The organism is Verrucomicrobiota bacterium (assembly GCA_037139415.1).
In the GTDB taxonomy this organism is placed as follows: domain Bacteria; phylum Verrucomicrobiota; class Verrucomicrobiia; order Limisphaerales; family Fontisphaeraceae; genus JBAXGN01.
This window is the reverse complement of sequence record JBAXGN010000152.1, coordinates 1-20,191: the sequence shown is the minus strand read 5'-3', so window position 1 is coordinate 20,191 and position 20,191 is coordinate 1. Positions and strand designations below refer to the sequence as shown.

Genomic DNA, 20,191 nt, shown 5'->3' with positions numbered 1-20,191 from the left:
CATGTTTGACTGGTCGCCATGTTTGACTGGTCGCCATGTTTGACTGGTCGCCATGTTTGACTGGTCGCCATGAATTTATCCTCTTCACTGTCGTCCAACCCTAAGTTGTGGTCAGCGCCAGCACTATTCGCTGGTTGATGACGGCAAAGCGACCTAATAAAACACGATGCAAAAATTCTTTAAAGTCTATGGGACGGCACAACCTTCGCGCCGTCAGTTTCTGAAATCCACTTCCCTGGCGAGCGCTTCCCTGCTGGCCATGCCGTATCTCATGCGCTCGCAAGATGCCGCGAAGAAAATCAACATCGCCGTCATCGGCGCGGGCGGCAAGGGTGCCAGCGATACGGACGGCGTGGCCTCCGAGAACATCGTGGCCTTGTGCGACGTGGATGGGATGCGGCTAAATGAGCGCCTGAAGAAGTATCCCAACGCCAAAGGCTTCAAAGATTATCGCAAGATGCTCGAAGAAATGGGGGCGAGCATTGACGCCGTGACCATTTCCACGCCCGATCATCATCACGGCATCGCCACCGCCATGGCGATGAAGATGAAGAAACATGTTTATACCCAGAAACCGCTGACCCAAACCGTCTATGAAGCGCGGGTGCTGGGAAAAATCGCCGCAGAAACCAAAGTGGTCACCCAAATGGGCAACCAGGGCAGTTCGGAAGACGGACTGCGCCGTGCAGTGGAAGTCATCCAGGGCGGGGTAATCGGCAAAGTGCACGAACTGCATGTGTGGTCCAACCGCCCCGTCTGGCCAACCCAAGGCATCGAACGCCCCGCCGGTGCGGATCCCATCCCGGAAGGCTTGGATTGGGACCTATGGCTGGGCCCGGCCCAGAGCCGCCCATACAAAGGCAGCATTCCCGAAGCCGACGCAGGTAAAACCGATAAAAAGGGCAAACCCAACAAGCGCAACTTCTACTACGCGCCGTTCTCCTGGCGCGGCTGGACCGACTTCGGCACCGGGGCGCTGGGCGACATGGCCTGCCACACCGTCAACATGCCGTTCCGCGCCTTGAAGCTGGGTTACCCGAGCATCATCGAGTGCGAAGAGGTGAAAGTGCTGAAAGCGGAAACCTATCCACGCTCCGCCCGCATCCGGTTCGAGTTCCCGCAGCGCGAGGACATGGTGCCGCTCAAGTTCTACTGGTATGACGGCAATCCCGCTTACAAAGACGTCGAACCGTTCCGCCCGCACCCGGACATCACCAAAGAAGTACTGGACATGAATGACGGTCGGCTGCCCGGCAGCGGCTGTCTGCTGGTGGGCGAGAAAGGCAAGCTGTTCTCCCCCGACGATTACGGCACCAAGTTCTACCTGAAGATGAACGACGAAAAGGAATTCCTCTCGGGCGATAAACACGAGGCTGGCAAAAACATCCCGGAACGCCTGCCCCGCATCCACAAGGCCCACTACAAAGAATGGCTCGACGCCATCCGCAGCAACGACCCGGAAATGCCGTACTCCAAATTCAAAGTGGCTGCTTACCTCACGGAAACCATTCTGCTCGGTTGCATCGCCTTGCGGCACGGAGTGAAAAAGCCCATCGAATGGGACGGCCCGGCTGCCAAAGCGAGAAACGCGGACGTCTCCCACTTGGTCCGGCGAGCATGCCGCAAAGGTTGGGAAATCCCCACCTGAGCAATAACCCCATTATTCAGCGCAAACCCGGCTACCCTGGCCGGGTTTGCGCTTGTCAGGACATCCGCAGGGGCAAGGACGAGATAGTGTTCGTGCCGTTTATTCCTGAACCTCCAGCACACCCCATCACCTGATACGCTTCCCATCCTCAGCCTGCCGCAGCGAAAGCGGTTCAAGCAGGTGGTGAAAAGTGCGGGATAGTTGGTTTTCGGGGCTTAAAAACGGTAAAAATTCAGCTTGCTTTTCAAGCGTATAACTTATTCAATAAGCATAGGCTAACGCTGGATTGACCAGGCTGGCATCCAGGATGGCCGTGTATCAAACGACCCATGATGAAGATCATGGAAAAATATTTCATGAAACCAACAAGAACATCCGCCCGCAACGGTCTCCTGGCCGGTGGGAATTGGATTATTGACCAGGTCAAACTGATTGACGCGTACCCGCAGCCGGAGAATCTGGCCAACATTGGCAGCCAGTTCGAGGGCACTGGAGGAGCGCCCTATAATGTGCTGCTCGATCTGGCCAAACTCGGTGCCACCTTCCCGCTGACCGCCGCCGGTCTGGTCGGCCAGGACAAACTGGGCGAGAAAATCCTGGCCGATTGCCAGCAACACCAGGTGGATACCAAATATCTCAAGACCACCGACGCGGCCCCCACCTCCTATACCGACGTCATGACCGAAAAGACGGGGGGACGCCGCACCTTTTTCCACCAACGCGGAGCGAATGCGCTGTGGGATGGCAAGGACATGGACTTTACCCGGTGCAAGGCCCGGATTTTTCATCTCGGCTATCTCTTGCTGCTGGATAAACTGGACGAACCCGACGCTAAATTTGGCACCAAAGCCGCCCGGATCCTCGCCGCCGCCCAAGCGGCCGACGTCAAAACCAGCGTGGATGTTGTCAGCGAAAACAGTGACCGCTTTAAAACCATTGTCGCCCCTGCGCTAAAATTCACCGACTATTGCATCCTCAACGAAATCGAAGCGGGCCGGACGACGGGCTTCAAGACCCGCTCGGCGGATGGCAAGATTGATACGGTATCGCTTCGGCACGCCGCCGGGGCACTGCTTCAACACGGGGTGCGCGAACTCATTATCATCCATTTCCCCGAAGGCGCCTTTGCCCGGACGCGCAAGGGGGAGGATATCTGGCAATCCTCGCTGAACCTGCCAGGAAAATACATCGCCGGTACGGCGGGGGCAGGAGACGCTTTTTGCGCGGGAGTATTATTCGGTTTGCATGAAGGTTGGGAATTACAACGTTGCCTGTTAACCGGCGTATGCGCCGCCGCCATGTCGCTCTCCAATCCCACCTGCACGGCAGGTATGAAACCTCTGGCCGCCTGCCTGGCACTCGCGAAAAAATATAAAATCCGCCCGCCCTTGGAACCGGACTTATGACCACACATGTTTGACCGGTTAAATGTGCCCTTGAAACGGGTTCACATTCAACCTCACTGGTGGAAAGACTGTGACAACCCCATTACCTGATTCCACCAGCCAGCCCCGATGGACTCGCGTACAAATCCGTGCCGCCCGTCTGCTCCCGTTGGGACCGCTGTTACAAAAATGCGGCTCGACCGGATTGAACGCGAGGGTAATTAACGCATGTCGCAGGTGATGTGGAAGCGCACCTGAGCTTTTTCTGCGACAATTAACATTTGTTCAATTCTTTTTAAATCAGCGGTGGCGGGAGAGGCGCTGGACAATTGGGAAATTAATCGCACAACTATTTTAAGACTTGCGGCAGCATCATGCCAAGTCGCTGGAGGAATTTCGACATCCACCCCTCAGCAGAAGCAAAACCGGCTGCCTCTTCCGGGGCTATGGAGAAGAATGAGTCTTCGGCTAACACCGCCGGTAAAACATGTCCCTCACTGCAGCGGAAAATATCAAGACGACGACGCCACCTTTGGATGGCTAATCTACTTGAAATTTAGCGATACTATAGCAAACTAAATATCTTTAGCCCATTTTGCTGCACCGCATCGGTTCTTGAAACCAAAATTACTTCAAATAAACGATCGGCGGTATTCTGGGGCCGTTCCATTGTATGAGCCATTGCACAGGGTTGCCGTCGGAATCGGTGCCGGTCGCGTACGCATCGTAATTGGACGTAAAGATCATATCCAGTTGGAGGGTGGTGTAACTCTTGATGGTCAGGATGCCGGTATTAGGGCTGGTGCGAACGAAGGAATAGGCGGCTTCGGTGGAGTTCAGGGTCTGGGGCAGAGTGATTTCCATGCGCGTATCGGACGAGAAACTCAGGGTTTCAATGCCGCCGGTTAGCAGGTCGTAAACGCCCCAACCACCTTGGGTTGATACCAGAGAAACTGGCGCGTTCGTCTCATACGTGCTGAGCACATATATTTGGTTGGTGATGGTAGTGGTCACCACCTGTCCAGACGGGAGGGTGGTGATTTCGACTCCGGTAGCCAGGATATCCGTGGCATTGGTCGCAGCAAAGGCGAGCGCCAAAGAACTGCTGTAATGCGGCGCCGTAATTTGCAAGGCGGCCAAATTGCTGCCGGTTTTCTGGTACGTGTAAAAGAACGGCGTGGCATTGGTATCCCAAGCCCATGAGCTGGAAAACGCGCCTCGGTTGGTCGAGCTAAAGACCACCAAGGTTTGGCCGGTGCCGCCGAGTTGGTTAACCTGCAGGTAATACCCGGCGAGGGTGTTCGGGGTACGGTCATGCGGAGCTTCCACCGCCGAGCTGAATAAGCTGAACCCGCCACTTTCGTTGGCACCCAAGAACCAGCCATCGCCGAACGTCGAGGAGGACATCATGCCAAACCACGAAATTTGCTGGTGCAGGATGCCTTTGATGGCGGTGGTTTTTTGGGTGACAGGATGCGTAAAGGAGCCAGTGATTTGGCCGCTCGCGGCATTGATGCTCAAAGTCAGATTGCTCAGATTGCCACTCCAGACTCGGACTTGAGCATTGCTGACGACGAAGTAGGCGGTCCAAGATTGGCCTAGCGCATTCGTTGGCGGCAGATTTCCGCCATGGAAGGATATTTGACCATAAGTCCAGCCGGTCACATTGCCGTTGGTCGGAGTAACGTAACGCGATACTTGTGCCAAGGGCGCATCCACAATGCCATTCGTGTAATAGCTGTCGGTTGGGGCGACCGGTTTTTGCCAATTAAGCTCACTCATGAAGAACGGATGAGGGTTCTGAAGGTTCAACCACCCCATCAACATGCCTTTGCCACCATACAGCGGTATATACACCGGCAGGAGCCCTTGGACAGACAGCGGGGCACTGTACGTGAGCACGGTGCTTTCCGGGAGGGTGCCGGTCACCAGCGCGATTCCAGCGCGGCTTACCGTAATGGCGGCTTCGCCTCCGCCTGCGATGTTTACGCTTGGGCTGAGGCCGAGCGTATAGGCACCCGCGAGCTGGTTACTGGTGCTCGTGTCCTTGAGGTATGCCTCGGCACGTGAATTCCACACGCCGTCACTGACCGTGCCGGTCACTCCCGAATCATAGCGCAACAGGTTCAAGGCCATTTGCAGGGGTGACTTGCCGGTGCGCGGCACATTGACTTGCGCCCAACCGTTTTGCGCAAAGTTACCCGTGAAGTTTAACGTGGCTCCTTCAACCAACAGCTTGCCCGTGAATGTGCCTTTCTCCGTCAGGGTGAGCTTCAACAGGCCGGAGTTGGTGAATTGTACGACCGAGGCGCCAGGGGCGGCGGCATTGGTCGGCTCGGGCATGAAGAGACCCAGATAGTCACCCTTGGCCACATATTGCGGGTTGATGGCGAAATACGCCGTCAAACTGGAATTGCTAACGAGGGTGAAGGTATAGGTCTGGTTGGTACTCACCACGGCACCGTTCAAGGTCCAGTAGGTCAACAGATACCCGGGGGCTGGTTTGGCAGTGAAGGAGTAGGTCTTACTCAGGTCGAGCAAGGTGTTGGTGGATTGCGGCAACACCGAGCCGTTGCCGGAGGTCTGGACCACCAAGCTGGCATGTGTTTCGATGGTCAGAAAGGCGATGGAACTGGTGACGGAACCGCCTTCATTGGCCACCCGAACCCAGTAGTTGCCCTGATCGTTGGTGTTTGCAGCGGGAATCACCATACATTGATTGGTGGCACCGTAAATACGCAGGCCATCCTTGAACCATTGATAGCTCATCGGGGCGGTTCCCACCGCAGAAACGCAGAAAGCGGCGTTGGTGTTGATCCGCAAGGTTTGGGATTGAGGCTGACTGGTGATCACCGGACGGGTCGCAACCACGCCGGCAGGATCAATGAATGCGACATACACATCACCGCTAATCAGGGCTTGATTTGTCGCGAATTGCCCCAAAGTGACGGTGGCCAGATAACGCTGCCCGTCATATAGCATGTTCACCGCCCAAGGCATGCTGTTGGATTGTGCCGTAAACACCTGGAACTTGTCGTCAACCGGACTGCCGGAGATGTTGTAACGTTGGAAGTAGGTTTGCGCGGTGGAAAAGTCCGGGGACGTCAACGTCCAGGCAATCAGATAATCAACCCCATCGAAGGCGACGGCTGGAAGGATTTGCGATCCGGTGCCCGTGGCGACGGGAAACTGGTTGCCGATCGCAATGCCGTTGGTTGTGACAAACCGGCCATTTACCTGCCAGGCGGTGTTCGTTTGCCATGTGTTCCAGAGGGCGAGGAATTTACTTCCGTCAAAGGACAAGGCCATCGGATTGAAACGCAGCGAAGTGGTTTCGTTAATTTGGAACGGGGTGGAAATGCGATTGCTGGTTACGAACCTGCCGATGACATTCACGGGCGCATCCATGGTCAGATTGGTGTAGCCGCTCTGCCAGGTTACCAAGAAACAACCGTTGCCATACGTGACAGCAGGGTAGGTCTGGTAAACGCCATTGGCACCGAGTTGCATTTCCGGTTGCATGATGCCGTTGGCGCTGATGAGGCGTCCGAATACGGTTGGCAGATTGGCCCCATTCCGTTCGTCCGCCCAGACCACGAGGAAATTCGCACCATCAAAGGCGATTCCAGAAGCGAATTGCCTCCCGGTGTTGGTTGCAATTTCAAATTGTGGTCCCGAGGCCGTGCCATTGCGTTCGACGAATTGACCGTACAGGTTGTTGGTCGGAGCATCGGACCAGACGATCAAATAACGTCCAGCGCCGAAGCACGCGCGCGGACCGGAATCACCGTCCATGGTCCCGGTGACTTGATCCATGGGAATAACGCTGCTGATTAAACTGCCCGAGCGCGACATGAGTTGGAGACCAAAGGCGGACGGACTGGTCTGGAAAGCCACGAGGTAATTGAGTCCGTCATAAGCCAAGCCGGTGGCCCGTTCCACAGCATTGGGAGCGGCGATGGTGGTGACCACAGCTTGCACTGTCAGGGCGACCGGGTAACTGGTGACTGACCCACCGCGATTGGTGATGACGACGTAGTAATTGGTGCTGGAATCGGTGATTTGCAGGCGGCTGATGGTCAGGCAGGAGCCCGTCACCCCCGCAATGCGCAGATTATTCGTCAAGGCCACACCGTCCTTATACCATTGGTAGGCGAGCAATCCGCTACCGCTGGCATTCACGCAGAAATTGCCACCCGCACTAATGCTGGCATCGAGGTTTTGCGGTTGACTGGTAATGACGGGTGCGACTTCGGTGGCACCAATTCTGGGCACCAAGAGCGCATACACATCGCCATTGAGGAGCGAATTGGAGGGCGTCCTGTATCCCAAGGTGGCGTTGACGAGATAATCTTGAACGCCATAGCTTGCCTTGCCACTCCATGGCTGGTTGGTGCCAAGCGGAGCAAAGACGGGGAATTTAAGGCCGATCGGCAGGCCGGAATGGTCGAAATACTGGCAGTAGGTCTGTGCAGCAGCGTTGGGACTTTGGTTGGTAGTTGTATCAATTAGCGTCCACCCGGCCAGATAATTATTGCCGTCGGAGGCGAGGAAAGGGTGAATTTGGGAGCCGGCATCCGTCGCGGTGGGAGTCTCGCTGCTGAGCGGCGCGCCGTCTTGGGAAATGGCGACACTGTAAAGCAGCCACGCTGATTGATCTGAACGCCAGATATTCCACAAGGCAAAAAATCGGTTGCCATCGGAGGCCAGCGTCATCGGGTTCGCTTTCGCGGAGCCAGACTGGTTTAGTTGGAACGGTTGCGCCATACTCCCATTCTTTTCAACCAAACGCCCATATACATTGAATTGATCGCCAACCTGACTTTGCCAAGTGACATAGTAATGGCTGCCACCAAAGGCCACTGCCGGGAACTCCTGATAATGAGTGTCTTCCCCAAGGCGCAGCTCGGAGCCGGTAAGCTTGCCATCCTGCGTCACAAAGCGTCCATACACGGTGGATTGGTTTGCGCCTGCGCGCGCATCCGCCCAGATCACCAGAAAATTATCGCCGTCAAAGGCAACACCGCGCGCCGACCGGTGTCCTTTTGCGTTGGCAATTGTCAACCGGGCACCCAGTAACGTCCCGTTGGTGTTCACCCGCTGGCCGTAAATGCTGTTGGCCGAAAGGTCAGACCAAACCAACAAATATTGTCCATTGCCATACTGCACGTAAGGTCCGGAATAATCAGTCAATTTGCCCACGTTAATCAGTAGCGGATTACCGAGTAAAGAGCCGGATTGGGCGACCAACTGTGCGCCAATGGTTGAAGGTCCGCTTTGGTAGGTCAACAGGAAGTTGTTGCCGTCAAAGGCAATCTCACCGGCCTGGTCAATTTTGGTGGTACTGGCCGCCGTAAATGGATTGGTTAGCAGTGCCTGTAGGCTCAACGACGCTTGCGAACTGGAGGTTTTGCCGTAAATGCTGGAGACAACTACGGAATAATTTCCCACGTTAGTATCTTGCAGGTTGGCGATGGACAAAACCGGTGTATTCACGCCGGTGATCCAGCGGGTATTCACAAGCTTTACACCATTTTTGAACCATTGGTAGGTGAGGACGCCGGAGCCGACAGCGGAAACCGAGAAACTGGCTTTATTTTTCAGGACGTTTGCCTGATTTTCCGGCTGCTTCACGATCACAGGCGCGGCTTTGACGGTAACGATCGCCGGCAGACTGACCATCGAGCCAACATAATTGCTCACTCGCACAGTATATCGTCCAGCATCGGCGGCACCGGCATTATCGAGATACAATGTGGCGGTGTTGGCACCGGGTATGACAACATCGTTTTTGCGCCATTCGTAGCTGAGGGTCGGCGAGCCGCTCGCAACCACGGTTAATAAGCCTGAATCTCCGTCGCGGAGCGTGATGGATTTGGGCTGGGTTTTGATGGCAGGCTGGTCCATGACCACGACCGATGCCAGATCGCTGGTGCGCGGGCCAACGATATTGCTGACGATGACTGAATAGAGGCCGGAATGGTTAGTGGTAGTGCCGGCGATGCTCAAGGTGACCTTGGTCTGGCCAGCCAGGTTGGCACCGTTGAATAGCCATTGATAACTTACGGGCGTGGTGCCGGTGACCTTGGTCGGCAGCGTCAGGGTGGTGTGGGAAGCAATGGTCTGACTGCGCGGTTGCAAGGTGAAAATGACTGGTCCGTTGAGCATCAGATCAACCGGTTTGCTGACGGTAACGCCGGCCGAATTACTCACCACCACCGCATAGCTGCCTGCGTTCACCGCTTGAACGTTGTTCAGGGTGAGCGTGGCAGCCATGGCACCGGGAAGATCGGTTCCGTCTTTGCGCCATTGATAATGCAACAGCCCACCGTTGGCGATGACTGTGAAGGCGGCGGGGCCTCCAGCATTGACTACGACTGCCTGCGGCGGGGCAGTGATCACGGGGCGCGTAACAGCAGAGAGCATGACCACCGAGCTGGTCACGGAGCCGAAGGTGTTTCCCACGATTACCGAATAACTGCCCAGATTATTGGCGGTAAGTTTGTCCATGATGAGCGTGGCGGCGTTTTCCCCCAACAACGGCAGGCCATTGAACAGCCATTGGAACTGCAACGGAATGGCACCAAAGGCTTCAACCGAGAAAGTCGCGCTGCCGCCAAGGATTGCTCCCTGACTTTGAGGCTGCGTTGAAATAGTGGGAAGCTCGGTGACCGTCAGAAGAGCGGATGCACTGATGGCGCTATAGTCGTTGCTGATGACGACCATGTACGGGCCCATGTCTGAGAGCTGCACACTGGGGATTGCCAGCACTGGATTCGTGGCATTCGGGATGGCGATTCCACGTTGCAGCCATTGATAGTGCATTGGGCCGGTTCCGGTGACTGCCACCAAGAAACTCACCGAGGAACCCAAACCCACAGTCTGATCCGTTGGTGTCCGGGTGATGACCGGCGGATCAATGACGGACAGGGTGGTGGTGGCGCTAGTGGCGGTGCCAAACGCGTTCGTGACTGCGACGTAATACACTCCAGCCTGCGTATTGGTCACCGCAGAGAGGATGAGGGTGCTGTTGGTGGCACCGGCAATCGCCGTGCCATTCAGGAACCATTGATAAATTACCGGCAGGCTGGTGGCACTGGCGAGTTCAACCGACACTGTGACGTTGCTGCCCGCCACGCCCGGTTGACCGAACGCCGGCTGGCCAATGATCACGGGCGCGACACCGCCAACACCTGGCAACCAACGAGGCTGGCTTTCGTCGTAATTACCAGAGGTAAGCTGGATCATTCCAGTGCCGTCTCCCTGCATGAGCCAGATGTTCTGAGCCGCGTTGTTGTTGGCGCGACCGGCGAATAGCAGGCGGCCATCCGGCACCCAAGCAGCGGTTTCCGCTGAGAAAAGCTGGCCAGCCAGATTGGTAACGGTGTGGTTGATCAGATTCCTGACATACAGGCTGTGCGTTCCATTAGTGTCGGATGAGTCATAAGCCAAATTTTGGCCGTCCCAGGAAAACGCCGGGTTCAGGTCCACCATTGCGTTGCTGGTGAGCTGCGACACAGAATTGGTCAACACCCCACCAAGGGAAGACATGCCCAGATAAAGCTCGGTGTCGGGAGCCCAGCATCCCACCTGTGCGGAAAAGGCGACTTGGTCGCCGCGGGGGGAGATGGCCAGGGAAGTAACGGCGCCTTTACCAACGACCGCCGGGTCAAGCCAGATACCAGTCTCCGTGCCATCCAAACCAATGCGATGCGCCTTGATGTAGCAGAGCGGATCGTTCCAAATGGTGATCAATGCACTGCCATCCGTCGTCCATGCCTGTGCACCGCCACCGTGCGGAGTCGTCACCGATTTGATGAGACGGTCATTCGATCCGTCGGCGTTGATGACGTGAATTTCAAATCCACCGGACACCATCCGGGTGAAGGCGATAAATCGGTTGTCGGGTGAAACCAAGGGGTTGATTTCATTGTCCGAACTCGTGGTCAATTGTTGCAGCCCACTTCCGTCTTCATTGACTACCCAGAGGTGATAGTTACCGCTACGGTTGGACTGGAAAACGATGCGGGTCGGGGTTCGCACCGTCATGGTGACGGGGGCGCTCGTGATTGCACCAAAGGGATTGGACACGATGACCTGGTAACTGCCTGCCTGCAACAACTGCAAATTGTTCAGGGACAACGTCGCATTGGTTCCGCCGGTCAACGGGCTTCCATTAAACCACCATTGGTAGCTTAGCGGGGCACTACCGCTGACCAATGCCGAAAGGGAGGCGTTGGTGCCAACATAGGCGAGCTGGCTGGCCGGTGCGATAACGAGTTGTGGCGGGGCTTGCACCGTCAATAACACCGGTTGGCTGGCGGCGACGCCATACGCATTGGCGACCACCACGAGGTATTCTCCGCTTTGCCCAAACTGCACGTTCACCAGCGATAGCGTGGCGTTGGTTGCGTCCGTCAAGGGCAGACCTGCATAATACCATTGGTAGCTCAATGCACCGGTGCCGGTGGCCAACACCGTAAATTGAGCATTGCTGCCAGTATAGGCGGTTTGTGGTGCTGGACCAGAGGTAATTTGCGCGGCTTGCGGATTAAAGCTCCAAGGTGTCAGCCATTGGGCATTTGCTTCATCGAAGCCATTGTTGGACAGATTGTTAAGGCTGGTGCCGTCGGGATTAACACTCCAAATTTGGCTGCTGCCGTTGGTCAGATCCCATTTGCCAGACAGGAGGATTTTGTCTGCGGGCGTCCATGCGGAAGGAACCAAAGCTTGTGCCGGATTGGCGATGAGTATCTGGCTGGTACCGGCCAGATCGGCAACTACTGTCTGCAAAAGTCCTGAGCCCGATTGAGTTTTACTCGCGAACACAACTTTGGACGCATCCGGTGAGAAAAACGCGTTGCCGTAAACGTTGGTGGCAAAGGTAATTTGGGTTACAGAACTGGTGACTAAATTGCCAGCACTGTAATCTGCCGCATACAGCTTAGCGATGTGGTTGGTCGAGCCATCTTCGGCAATCCAAACAAGCTTGTTACCCAACCGTGAGAAGCTGATTCCCAGAACATTGCTTTGGCCAACCAGGGCAGGATCAAGGAAAAGCGTCTCGTTGGTGCCGCCCAGATTATAGGCATAAACGCTGCCGGGGAGAGGCTGGCCAGCGGGGTGTTTCTGTACCAGCAGGCTGTTTCCATCTGGCAACCACCCTTGCAGACCGGCAAACTCGGCGTCGCTGAACGAACGTACCAACTGGCTGCCGGTGCCGTTCGCATTCATCACATATATATTGCGATTGGTGCCTGCCACCCGCAGATAAGCAATGGACTGGCCGTCAGGCGAGACCATGGGGTTAAGTTCGTCGGCGGCATTCGTGGTGAGTTGCTGGCGGGCGGAACCATCTGCTTGCATTTTCCAGATGTCATTGTTGCCGCCCGCACTGGTCTGGAAAACCAGTTCACGCGCCGGGATGGTCAACGTGGCCACCGCGCTGGTGGCAGTTCCGGCGGCATTTTGCGCGACTACATAGTAGCCCCCGGCGTCGGTGGGCTGGACGCCAGGCAACACCAGTGTGGCGTTCGTGGCCCCGGCAATGGCGTTGCCCCCCTGCACGTACCACTGGAAGGACACCGCCGTGCCTTTCGAGGTGACCGTGGCAAAGCTCACACTGGCCCCGATGGGGGCCGTCAAACTCTGAGGTTGACGGCCAATCACAGGAGCTGGCTGGCTGAACGCACTGTCAGCACACAATAGCAAAGAGCCCGCAAATACATGGATGAATTTGTTCATGCAATACACTATTCCAAATTGATTTCGTTCAATGCTTCAATTATTCGGTTGCACATAACAAGTTGCCGGGTAACAAGCAAGGCGAAAGTGTGATTAAACTGAGCTTATTTTAGCGGGGGGATAGCCGGAACCGGAGCGTGGGCCGCCGCCGATTGGTCCGGCTGGATCATTCAGCATCGTGAAAAATGTCCCTTGCGAGTGGGTTTCCAGCTTGCGTTATGACACCAGGCTCCTAGAGTAGATCCAGTTATCGGCCATGATTCGGTCTTTTGCATTTACCACCCAGGGCCGCCTGCACAGTCAGGATTTGGAACCGTTCCTGATGCCGACGTTGCTGGCGGATACCACGCTTTTCCTGTGGGTGGACTTGGAGGCTGCGACACCGGAGGAGGTTTCCCTAACCTTGGAGAATACGTTTCATTTTCATCCTTTGTCCATTGAGGATTGTGTAACGACCAGTCTGACCCCAAAGGTGGAGGAATATTTTCCCAAGGAGGACGACCGATTCACGCCGTACATGTTCATGGTGATCCATGCGGTGGATTATAGCCGCAAGGATGGAGTGTTTGCCACCAAGGAACTCGATTTCTTCCTCGGGAAGAACTTCCTGGTGACCTGCCATGAGACATCACTGCGCAGTGTGCAAACCGTCGCGGAGCGGTGCGTGCGCAGTAATGCACATATCGCCCGGGCACCCGACCGGGTGGCACATTCCCTGCTCGATGAACTGATCGAGAATTACAAACCTGCGCTGGAGTCCTTGTCGCTGGAAATCTCCCAGACGGAACAAGAGGTGTTGGCTCGTCCTGAAGCCAGGATTTTAAGCCGGATCAACCAGTTGAAAAAGGAAGTCCTGCATCTGCGGCAGATCATTGGCCCGCAACGCGAGGTGCTGGCCCGATTTTCCCATGGTGACTTTCAGCTTATCCGGCCACGCATGGTGCCGTATTACCGGGATTTGTATGATGCGCTATTCCGCATCAATGAAATGGCGCAGTCCTATGACGACACCTTGACCAACATATTGCAGTTGCATCTCAGCGTATCCGCCAACCAGACCAGTGAGGTGGTCAAGTTGCTTACGATGATCACCGTCATTACCACTCCGCTGATGATGGTGGGCACTTGGTACGGGATGAACTTTGAAGGCATGCCTGAACTGAAGCGGTCGTGGGGATATCCCATGGCTGCCAGTGTCATGGCTGTTTCCACATTCCTAACCTACTGGTATTTCAAAAAGAAACGATGGCTCTAGCGCGGGAGAAATGATCCTGACAACCACTAGAAAAAGCAATTTATCATCCTGTGCCTGCTCCTAAATCCAGTTTTCTTGACAAAGTTCTCGGCCGCATCGGGCGGCTGGACCGGGAAGGTCTGCAAACCGTCGTCCAACGGCTGGCGCGCGAACGCACCTTCCTGGAGACCCTGTTTAACACCATCGAGGATGGGGTGCTGGTGGTGGACGAGGGGGGGCGGGTCATCTATTTCAACCAGGCGGTCACCCGTTTACTGGGATTGCAAGCCGGCATGGAGGGGGAAAGTTTATCGCGCATCCTGCCGGAGATTGATCTGGCCAAGCTGGCCAGCTTGGATGCCGCCGGCGGCACCCGGGTGGTGCGTCATGAATTTGAAGTGAGTTATCCCCGGTCGCGTTTTTTGCGCCTCTACGCCGCGCCCCTGGATGGGGATGAAATTGGCAGTTCTGGAATGGCGTTGATCGTGCATGACGCCACGGAGGCACGCCAAAAAACGAACGAAGCCATTGAGAGCGAGCGCATCCAGGCGCTCACCCTGCTGGCGGCCAGCGTCGCCCATGAGATTGGCAACCCGCTGAACGCCCTGCATATTCACCTGCAACTGATGGAGCGCGAATTGCGCAAACTCATCGTACCCACGGCGGAGCCGAAACGATCGGGGGGGCGCGCGCGCACGCCTCTTTCCGCTCAACCGGAGCGGGAAACCATTCATAAGTTGTCCAAGTATCTCGATGTTTCCAAGGGCGAGATTGCCCGGCTGGATTACATCATCACCCAGTTTCTCCAGGCCATCCGGCCCAGCCAGCCACAGATGCAGATGGCCTCGTTGAACGAGGTGGTCAAAGCCACGCTGGATTTGCTGCAACCGGAATTGGATAACCGCAATCTCGTGGTGAAACATCAATTGGCGCGCCGCCAGACCTCCGCACCGATGGATGCGGGGCAGATCAAACAGGTGCTGGTCAACCTGATTAAGAACGCCATGCACGCCATGACCAAGGACGGGGTATTAACTCTGGCCACCGGGGAAACGTCGGATTCAGTCTGGATTGAAGTTGCGGACACCGGTTGCGGTATTCCGCAGGATCAAATGAACCGCATCTTCGAGCCATTCTACACCACCAAGAAAAAAGGGAGCGGCTTGGGGTTGATGATTGTGCAGCGGATCGTGCGGGATCACGGCGGACGGATTGAATTGGAGAGCCATGTAGGCCAGGGAACAGTGTTCCGCGTGTTTTTGCCGTTGCAACAGCGTCAGCCCCGCCTGCTGGAAGCGCCCTCCCACGAATGATGCAAGGAACGACCACCCCTGATGCCGCTCGCGGGGCGGGCGATGACCGGCTGCGCGAACAAACTCCGCATGACAGAGAGGCCAATTCTAAATTATCCATTATCAATTTGCAATTTACAATATTCCCCCATCATTCACGATTCTCGCCCCGCCCGGCATTTCCGCTTCCTTTCACTCCAGCTCTGGAAGCGGTAACAAGATGGCTTTTATCCTATCTGGCCATTTCATGGCTCTTCACTGGCTGCGCCTCCCGGCCCTCGCCTGCCGGCGATTCGCCCATCGTCGCACCGGCCCCCTATTTGCGCGTGCAGCGGACCCACGATGGCGTGGTGGCATTGCAGGTCGTCGCACGACAATTTTGCGATCCGCACAGGCAGGGTGCTGTCGTCTGGCTGGTGGGCGTGGCACATGTGGGTGACACTAATTATTTTGCCGCCCTGCAACAGTTTTTGGACCAACAACCGCTTGTGTTGTTTGAAGGTATCGGTGGACGCCCCGCCAAATCCGAGGGCGGACGCGAGACGGATGATTCGCTGCAAACGGTCATGGCGGATTCCCTGGGCCTCGTTTTCCAACTCGAGGCGATTGATTATGCGCGTGCGCATTTCAAAAACAGCGACCTTACGGTGCCCCAACTCCAGCGCGTGATCCAGGAGACTGGTTCCGCCGAGGCGCTGCAAGAATTCGACAATCTCCTTTCCCTGATGCAGGGCGGCACCCTGACCAGCGCCCTGCTGAATGTGGGAATGCGCTGGATTGGGGGCAACCCTCATGCGCGCGCCATGATGCGTCTGGCCCTGATTGAAACACTGGGCAGTGTGGAAGGGGATTTATCCAACACAAAGGGGCTTCCGCCCGGTATGCAACAACTGATGCGGGCGTTGATTCGGGAACGTAACAAAGTGGTGCTGCTGGATCTGCAAGGGGCGCTAGCCAGCCGGGCACCACCCAAGTCCGTGGCCATCTTCTATGGTGCCGCCCACATGGATGATCTGGAACAACGCTTGATGAATGAATTGCATTACCAACCGGTCAAAGACCAATGGTTTTGTGCTTTTTCAGTCAACCCTGATCAAGCCGGGCTCAGCCCGGCGGAAATCAACCTGGTCAGGCTGATCACCGGGTCGTTTGATTTGGGTTCGCCACGGTAACCATTTCCAGAGCATCAACAGACGGAACGAATCATGAGTAGTCAGAGAAAAAATATCATGCTCGGCACCGCCGGGCATGTGGACCACGGCAAAACGGCACTGGTCAAATTGTTGACCGGGTGCGACACCGATACCCTGGCCGAGGAGAAGCAGCGTGGGTTGACAATGGATATCGGGTTCGCCCCGTGTCGGCTGGCGGATGATCGGGTGGTGGGTGTGGTGGATGTGCCGGGACACGTGGATTTTATCCGCAACATGGTGGCGGGGGCGCACGGGATTGATGTCGTAATCTTCGTGGTGGCGGCGGATGACGGCATTATGCCGCAGACTCATGAGCATCTGCATATCCTAACCTTGATGGGGTTGCGCCATGGGTTGGTGGCATTGACCAAAGTGGACTTGGTGGATGCCGCGCGCCGCAGTTTTGTCATCAGCGAGTTGCACCGGTTGCTGACCGGCACGTTTCTAGCGGAAGCGCCCATCTGCCCCATTTCCAATATCACGGGGGAAGGATTTGATGTTTTTTTCGATACGCTGAATGAAGTGGTGCAGCATTGCGAAGATCGGTCGAGCGCCGGGATATTTCGCCTTTGGGTGGAGGATGTATTCACGATTCGCGGCTCTGGCACGGTAGTCACCGGCATCCCGGTCAGTGGCCGGGTCCGGGCGGGGGATGCGGCCACCTTGTGGCCGGCAGGTTTGCCCGGACACGTGCGGCGGATGCAGGTGTACGGGGAGGAAGCCAACGAGGGGCGCGCCGGGGAATGCGTGGCGCTGAATATGCCGGAGCTGGATCACCTGGCCGTCCGGCGCGGCATGGTATTGAGTGCCGCCGAGCGCGTGACACCCGTCACCATGGCCGAGGGGGAGCTGCGGATACTGGAGGCGGTTCCCGGCACGATCGAAGATTATCTGGAAGTCCACTTGCACGTCGGCACGGCATCGGTGCAGGCGCGCGTGGCGATGCTGGAGCGTACCGAAATGGTGGCCGGCCAGCGGCAGATGGTCCAATTGCGTACTGCCGAGCCGCTGCCGTTGGCGGCAGGCGACCGATTCGTCATACGTGCGAATCTCACCGGGCCCGGCCAAAGCGGACTGACCACCATTGGTGGCGGGCGCATCCTGGGCACCAGCAATATTCGTCTGCGCCGCAAAAAACAATGGACACTGGACGCCTTGGCTGCACGCCGGGATGCTTTGGATAACCCAGCGCACTGGTGCGAATTGATGGTTCGCGAGTCCGAAGCGCCGCTGGCCGCCACAGAATTGCCAGCCCAATGTTTTCTGCGCCCGGAGGAGGTGACGCCGTTGGTGGAGCGCCTCTGTGCGGAAGGGCGTTTGCTCCGAACCGTCGGCGGACGTCTGGTTCACAGGGAGGTGGCGCGGCAAGCGGCGGTTAAAATTCTGGCTGCCATCCAGACCTTTCATGCGGCGAACCCGCAGCGCGCCGGGGTAAGCCGGGAGGAACTGCTTCCCCAGGCGGCGGGCCAGCCGGAGGTGTGTGAACTGGCGTTGAACGCCTTGCTGGCGGCAAAACAATTGGAGCGCAACGGAACGGTGTTCGCCCGTGCCGGCTGGAGCGCGCGGTTATCCGACCGCGATCAGCATTTGTGCGATCAAATTTCAGCGGCGTACCAAAAGGCAGGCTGGATCAGCCCTGCGCCAGCCGAGCTGGCCCTGGCATTGAAGGATACTCCCGAGCGGGTGGACAAGATGATCCGATTGCTGGTGGAGCGCGGCGTGTTGATCCGCCTGGAGGATCGCCTTTTCATGCATCGCGACGCCATTGAAACCGCCAAACAAGCGGCACTGCGCCTCTTTGGCAAGGCGCGCTCCTTTACCACCATGCAGTTCCGGGACGAACTGGCCGTCAGCCGTAAATACGCCGTGCCGCTGGTGGATTATCTCGATAAAATCCGCTACACCGTCCGCAACGGTCATGATCGCACTCCCGGCGTGGAAGCCAGGAAGCGGATGGAGAACACTACTTGAACTGCCGAAAATCGGAATCGGTTTCCAGATTAATTACCAGTGGTTCCGTAATAGGATTAAGAACAGGCACGGCTACTGAATGGTCAGCGTGAGCTTGCCGGAGATTGGGCCGGCAAAGGGACCGGTTTCTTGCGTCATCTGGATCGTGTATTGTCCAGCCGAAGTTTTTGAGTCTCCCCATGAGACTCCGCAGGTGCCACCTCAGCCATACTCCATGGTTTTCGTGAGCAATACCTTGCCATCCGGTCCGGTGATGGTGACCTGGGGCGGAGTATTTACCCAGTTATCCTTGTCCGTTTTCCGATTTTTAAAGCCGCTGAAAAGTTCCTTGTTCCGGCCAACAATCTGCGGTTCGAAATAAAGCCGGGTCCCTTTCTTGAACACGGTGGTATTGGTTGGACTTTGAGCATAACGTTCACTCTCCTTGATCGCCCGGACTACCAGAGTGGGTTCACCCAGGACCACTTCGGTCGGTTTATCCGCTGCCACGCTCACTTTTGGGCCTTGCGTAAAATTCGCCTCGTACATCAGCCCGCTCGCAGGGCCAAAACTGAAGTATCCGCGTTGGATGACATAGGCACCCTTGGGTAATTTTTCCTTGGCATTCCGCAGGTTAAAATAGATCGTCTTGTCCTCCGCCCCCTGGATATACAGATTATTAAACGTGGTCTCAACGGGCTTGGCGGTCAACAGCTTTGGGACAAGGCTTCCGGTAGGATTGGCATCCCGCGTCAAAATTGCCCGGGCCGGATGGCCGCTGGCCCGTTGGCCATCGAATTGCAAATGGTAGAATTGATCCTCGCAGTGAATCAGGCTGCTCAGCGTTTCCCGTGGCACGTACTCAGTTTTTAAGACTTTTTCGCCCAGCAGGATGGCGTGGCTGCACGATCCATAGCGGGAAAACTCCCCACTGAAGCCGTTGGCGAACAGCAATAACTGGGCGGGTTTGCCATTGATGGTGGACGTTCCACTCAACAGGCAGGCCGGACTCCACATGCAGTTGGGTTCAGAATTCCCCGAGTAGAACCGTGCCTCCAACAGTGCCCGAAACAGAACCTGCCTGCCATCCGGCAGGGTGGTGGTGAAATCTGGCGTGATAAACATGGCACCGTCACCATCCACAATTTTATTTGGCAGCAGGCGCTCGTTATCCGAGAGCTTGCCATCGCCATTCACATCAAAATAGAGCGCTAAAATCTTTTTGCCATCGAGTTCCAGAGCCGACCATTCGCGGCCTTTGAGCGCACCATTGTTCACATAGCTGATCTTGCCAACTCGTTTTTGCACGGCTTGGATGAACGGCTGCTTGTTTGCCTCCTCTTGGGAAGACCCAAATCCCCAATAGGAATGGTAAGAGATTTCATTCGCTCCACCCCTTTGAACTAAGTACTTTAGATCAAATACAATCGCATCCTTGGGGGGAGTGGCGAGGTTAGTCCCCTGCCTCGAATCATCGGGTGGTGCTGGCGGCGCCAGCACCAGGGTTTGGTCCGGCACATGGGCCGACGGCTTGCAGCCGGGCAATAACCCAACTGTCAGCGTCCCAACTGCTAATACCAAAAACATCCGTGGCAAATTTTTCATTAAGTTTCCTTTCACACGGGCCAACAATGACCTTGGTCTGGTTTGGCTGTTTAGTCAAGCGTCTGAAATGCCCGCTTTTGGGTTGGGGTGTGTGACCGGAGAGTAACCCAAAATTAAACCGCCTGTAGAAACAGGTATTT

9 protein-coding genes are annotated in these 20,191 nt (G+C 56.3%); 6 read left to right on the top strand and 3 right to left on the bottom strand.

From position 1 onward, the window contains the following. The first annotated feature begins 166 nt into the window (after positions 1–166). Together WCO56_22010 and WCO56_22005 are read left to right on the top strand one after the other, a co-directional pair. Positions 167–1,648: a Gfo/Idh/MocA family oxidoreductase gene (locus WCO56_22010; GenBank protein ID MEI7732267.1), complete on the top strand. Its 1,482-nt coding sequence runs from the start codon at positions 167–169 to the stop codon at positions 1,646–1,648. Between the two features lie 356 nt (positions 1,649–2,004). Then, entirely contained in the window at positions 2,005–3,054 is a 1,050-nt protein-coding gene (locus WCO56_22005) for a carbohydrate kinase family protein (GenBank protein ID MEI7732266.1), read from the top strand. Positions 3,055–3,254: 200 nt separating this feature from the next. On the opposite strand, the gene WCO56_22000 is transcribed toward WCO56_22005, so the two are convergent. Together WCO56_22000 and WCO56_21995 are read right to left on the bottom strand one after the other, a co-directional pair. Further along, a complete protein-coding gene (locus WCO56_22000) occupies positions 3,255–3,440 on the bottom strand; it encodes a hypothetical protein (GenBank protein ID MEI7732265.1) in 186 nt (61 codons plus the stop codon). A 220-nt stretch (positions 3,441–3,660) separates the two neighbouring features. Continuing rightward, on the bottom strand, positions 3,661–12,777 hold the full coding sequence (locus WCO56_21995) for an immunoglobulin domain-containing protein (GenBank protein MEI7732264.1): 9,117 nt from the start codon (positions 12,775–12,777) through the stop codon (positions 3,661–3,663). A gap of 256 nt (positions 12,778–13,033) precedes the next feature. On the opposite strand from WCO56_21995, the gene corA reads away from it, so the two are divergent. From corA to selB, 4 genes are read left to right on the top strand one after another with little or no spacing between them, the layout of a single operon-like run. Further along, positions 13,034–14,032: a magnesium/cobalt transporter CorA gene (gene corA / locus WCO56_21990; GenBank protein ID MEI7732263.1), complete on the top strand. Its 999-nt coding sequence runs from the start codon at positions 13,034–13,036 to the stop codon at positions 14,030–14,032. A gap of 50 nt (positions 14,033–14,082) precedes the next feature. Continuing rightward, entirely contained in the window at positions 14,083–15,324 is a 1,242-nt protein-coding gene (locus tag WCO56_21985) for an ATP-binding protein (GenBank protein ID MEI7732262.1), read from the top strand. After that, positions 15,321–16,475, top strand: a complete 1,155-nt coding sequence (locus WCO56_21980) for a hypothetical protein (protein MEI7732261.1) — start codon at positions 15,321–15,323, stop codon at positions 16,473–16,475. The genes WCO56_21985 and WCO56_21980 overlap by 4 nt, the downstream gene beginning before the upstream one ends. A 33-nt stretch (positions 16,476–16,508) precedes the next feature. Continuing rightward, positions 16,509–18,467, top strand: a complete 1,959-nt coding sequence (gene selB, locus WCO56_21975; protein ID MEI7732260.1) for a selenocysteine-specific translation elongation factor — start codon at positions 16,509–16,511, stop codon at positions 18,465–18,467. 201 nt (positions 18,468–18,668) lie between these two features. Here the strand turns inward: selB and WCO56_21970 are convergent, their stop codons facing one another. Further along, a complete protein-coding gene (locus WCO56_21970) occupies positions 18,669–20,033 on the bottom strand; it encodes a hypothetical protein (GenBank protein ID MEI7732259.1) in 1,365 nt (454 codons plus the stop codon). Between the last annotated feature and the right edge of the window lie 158 nt (positions 20,034–20,191).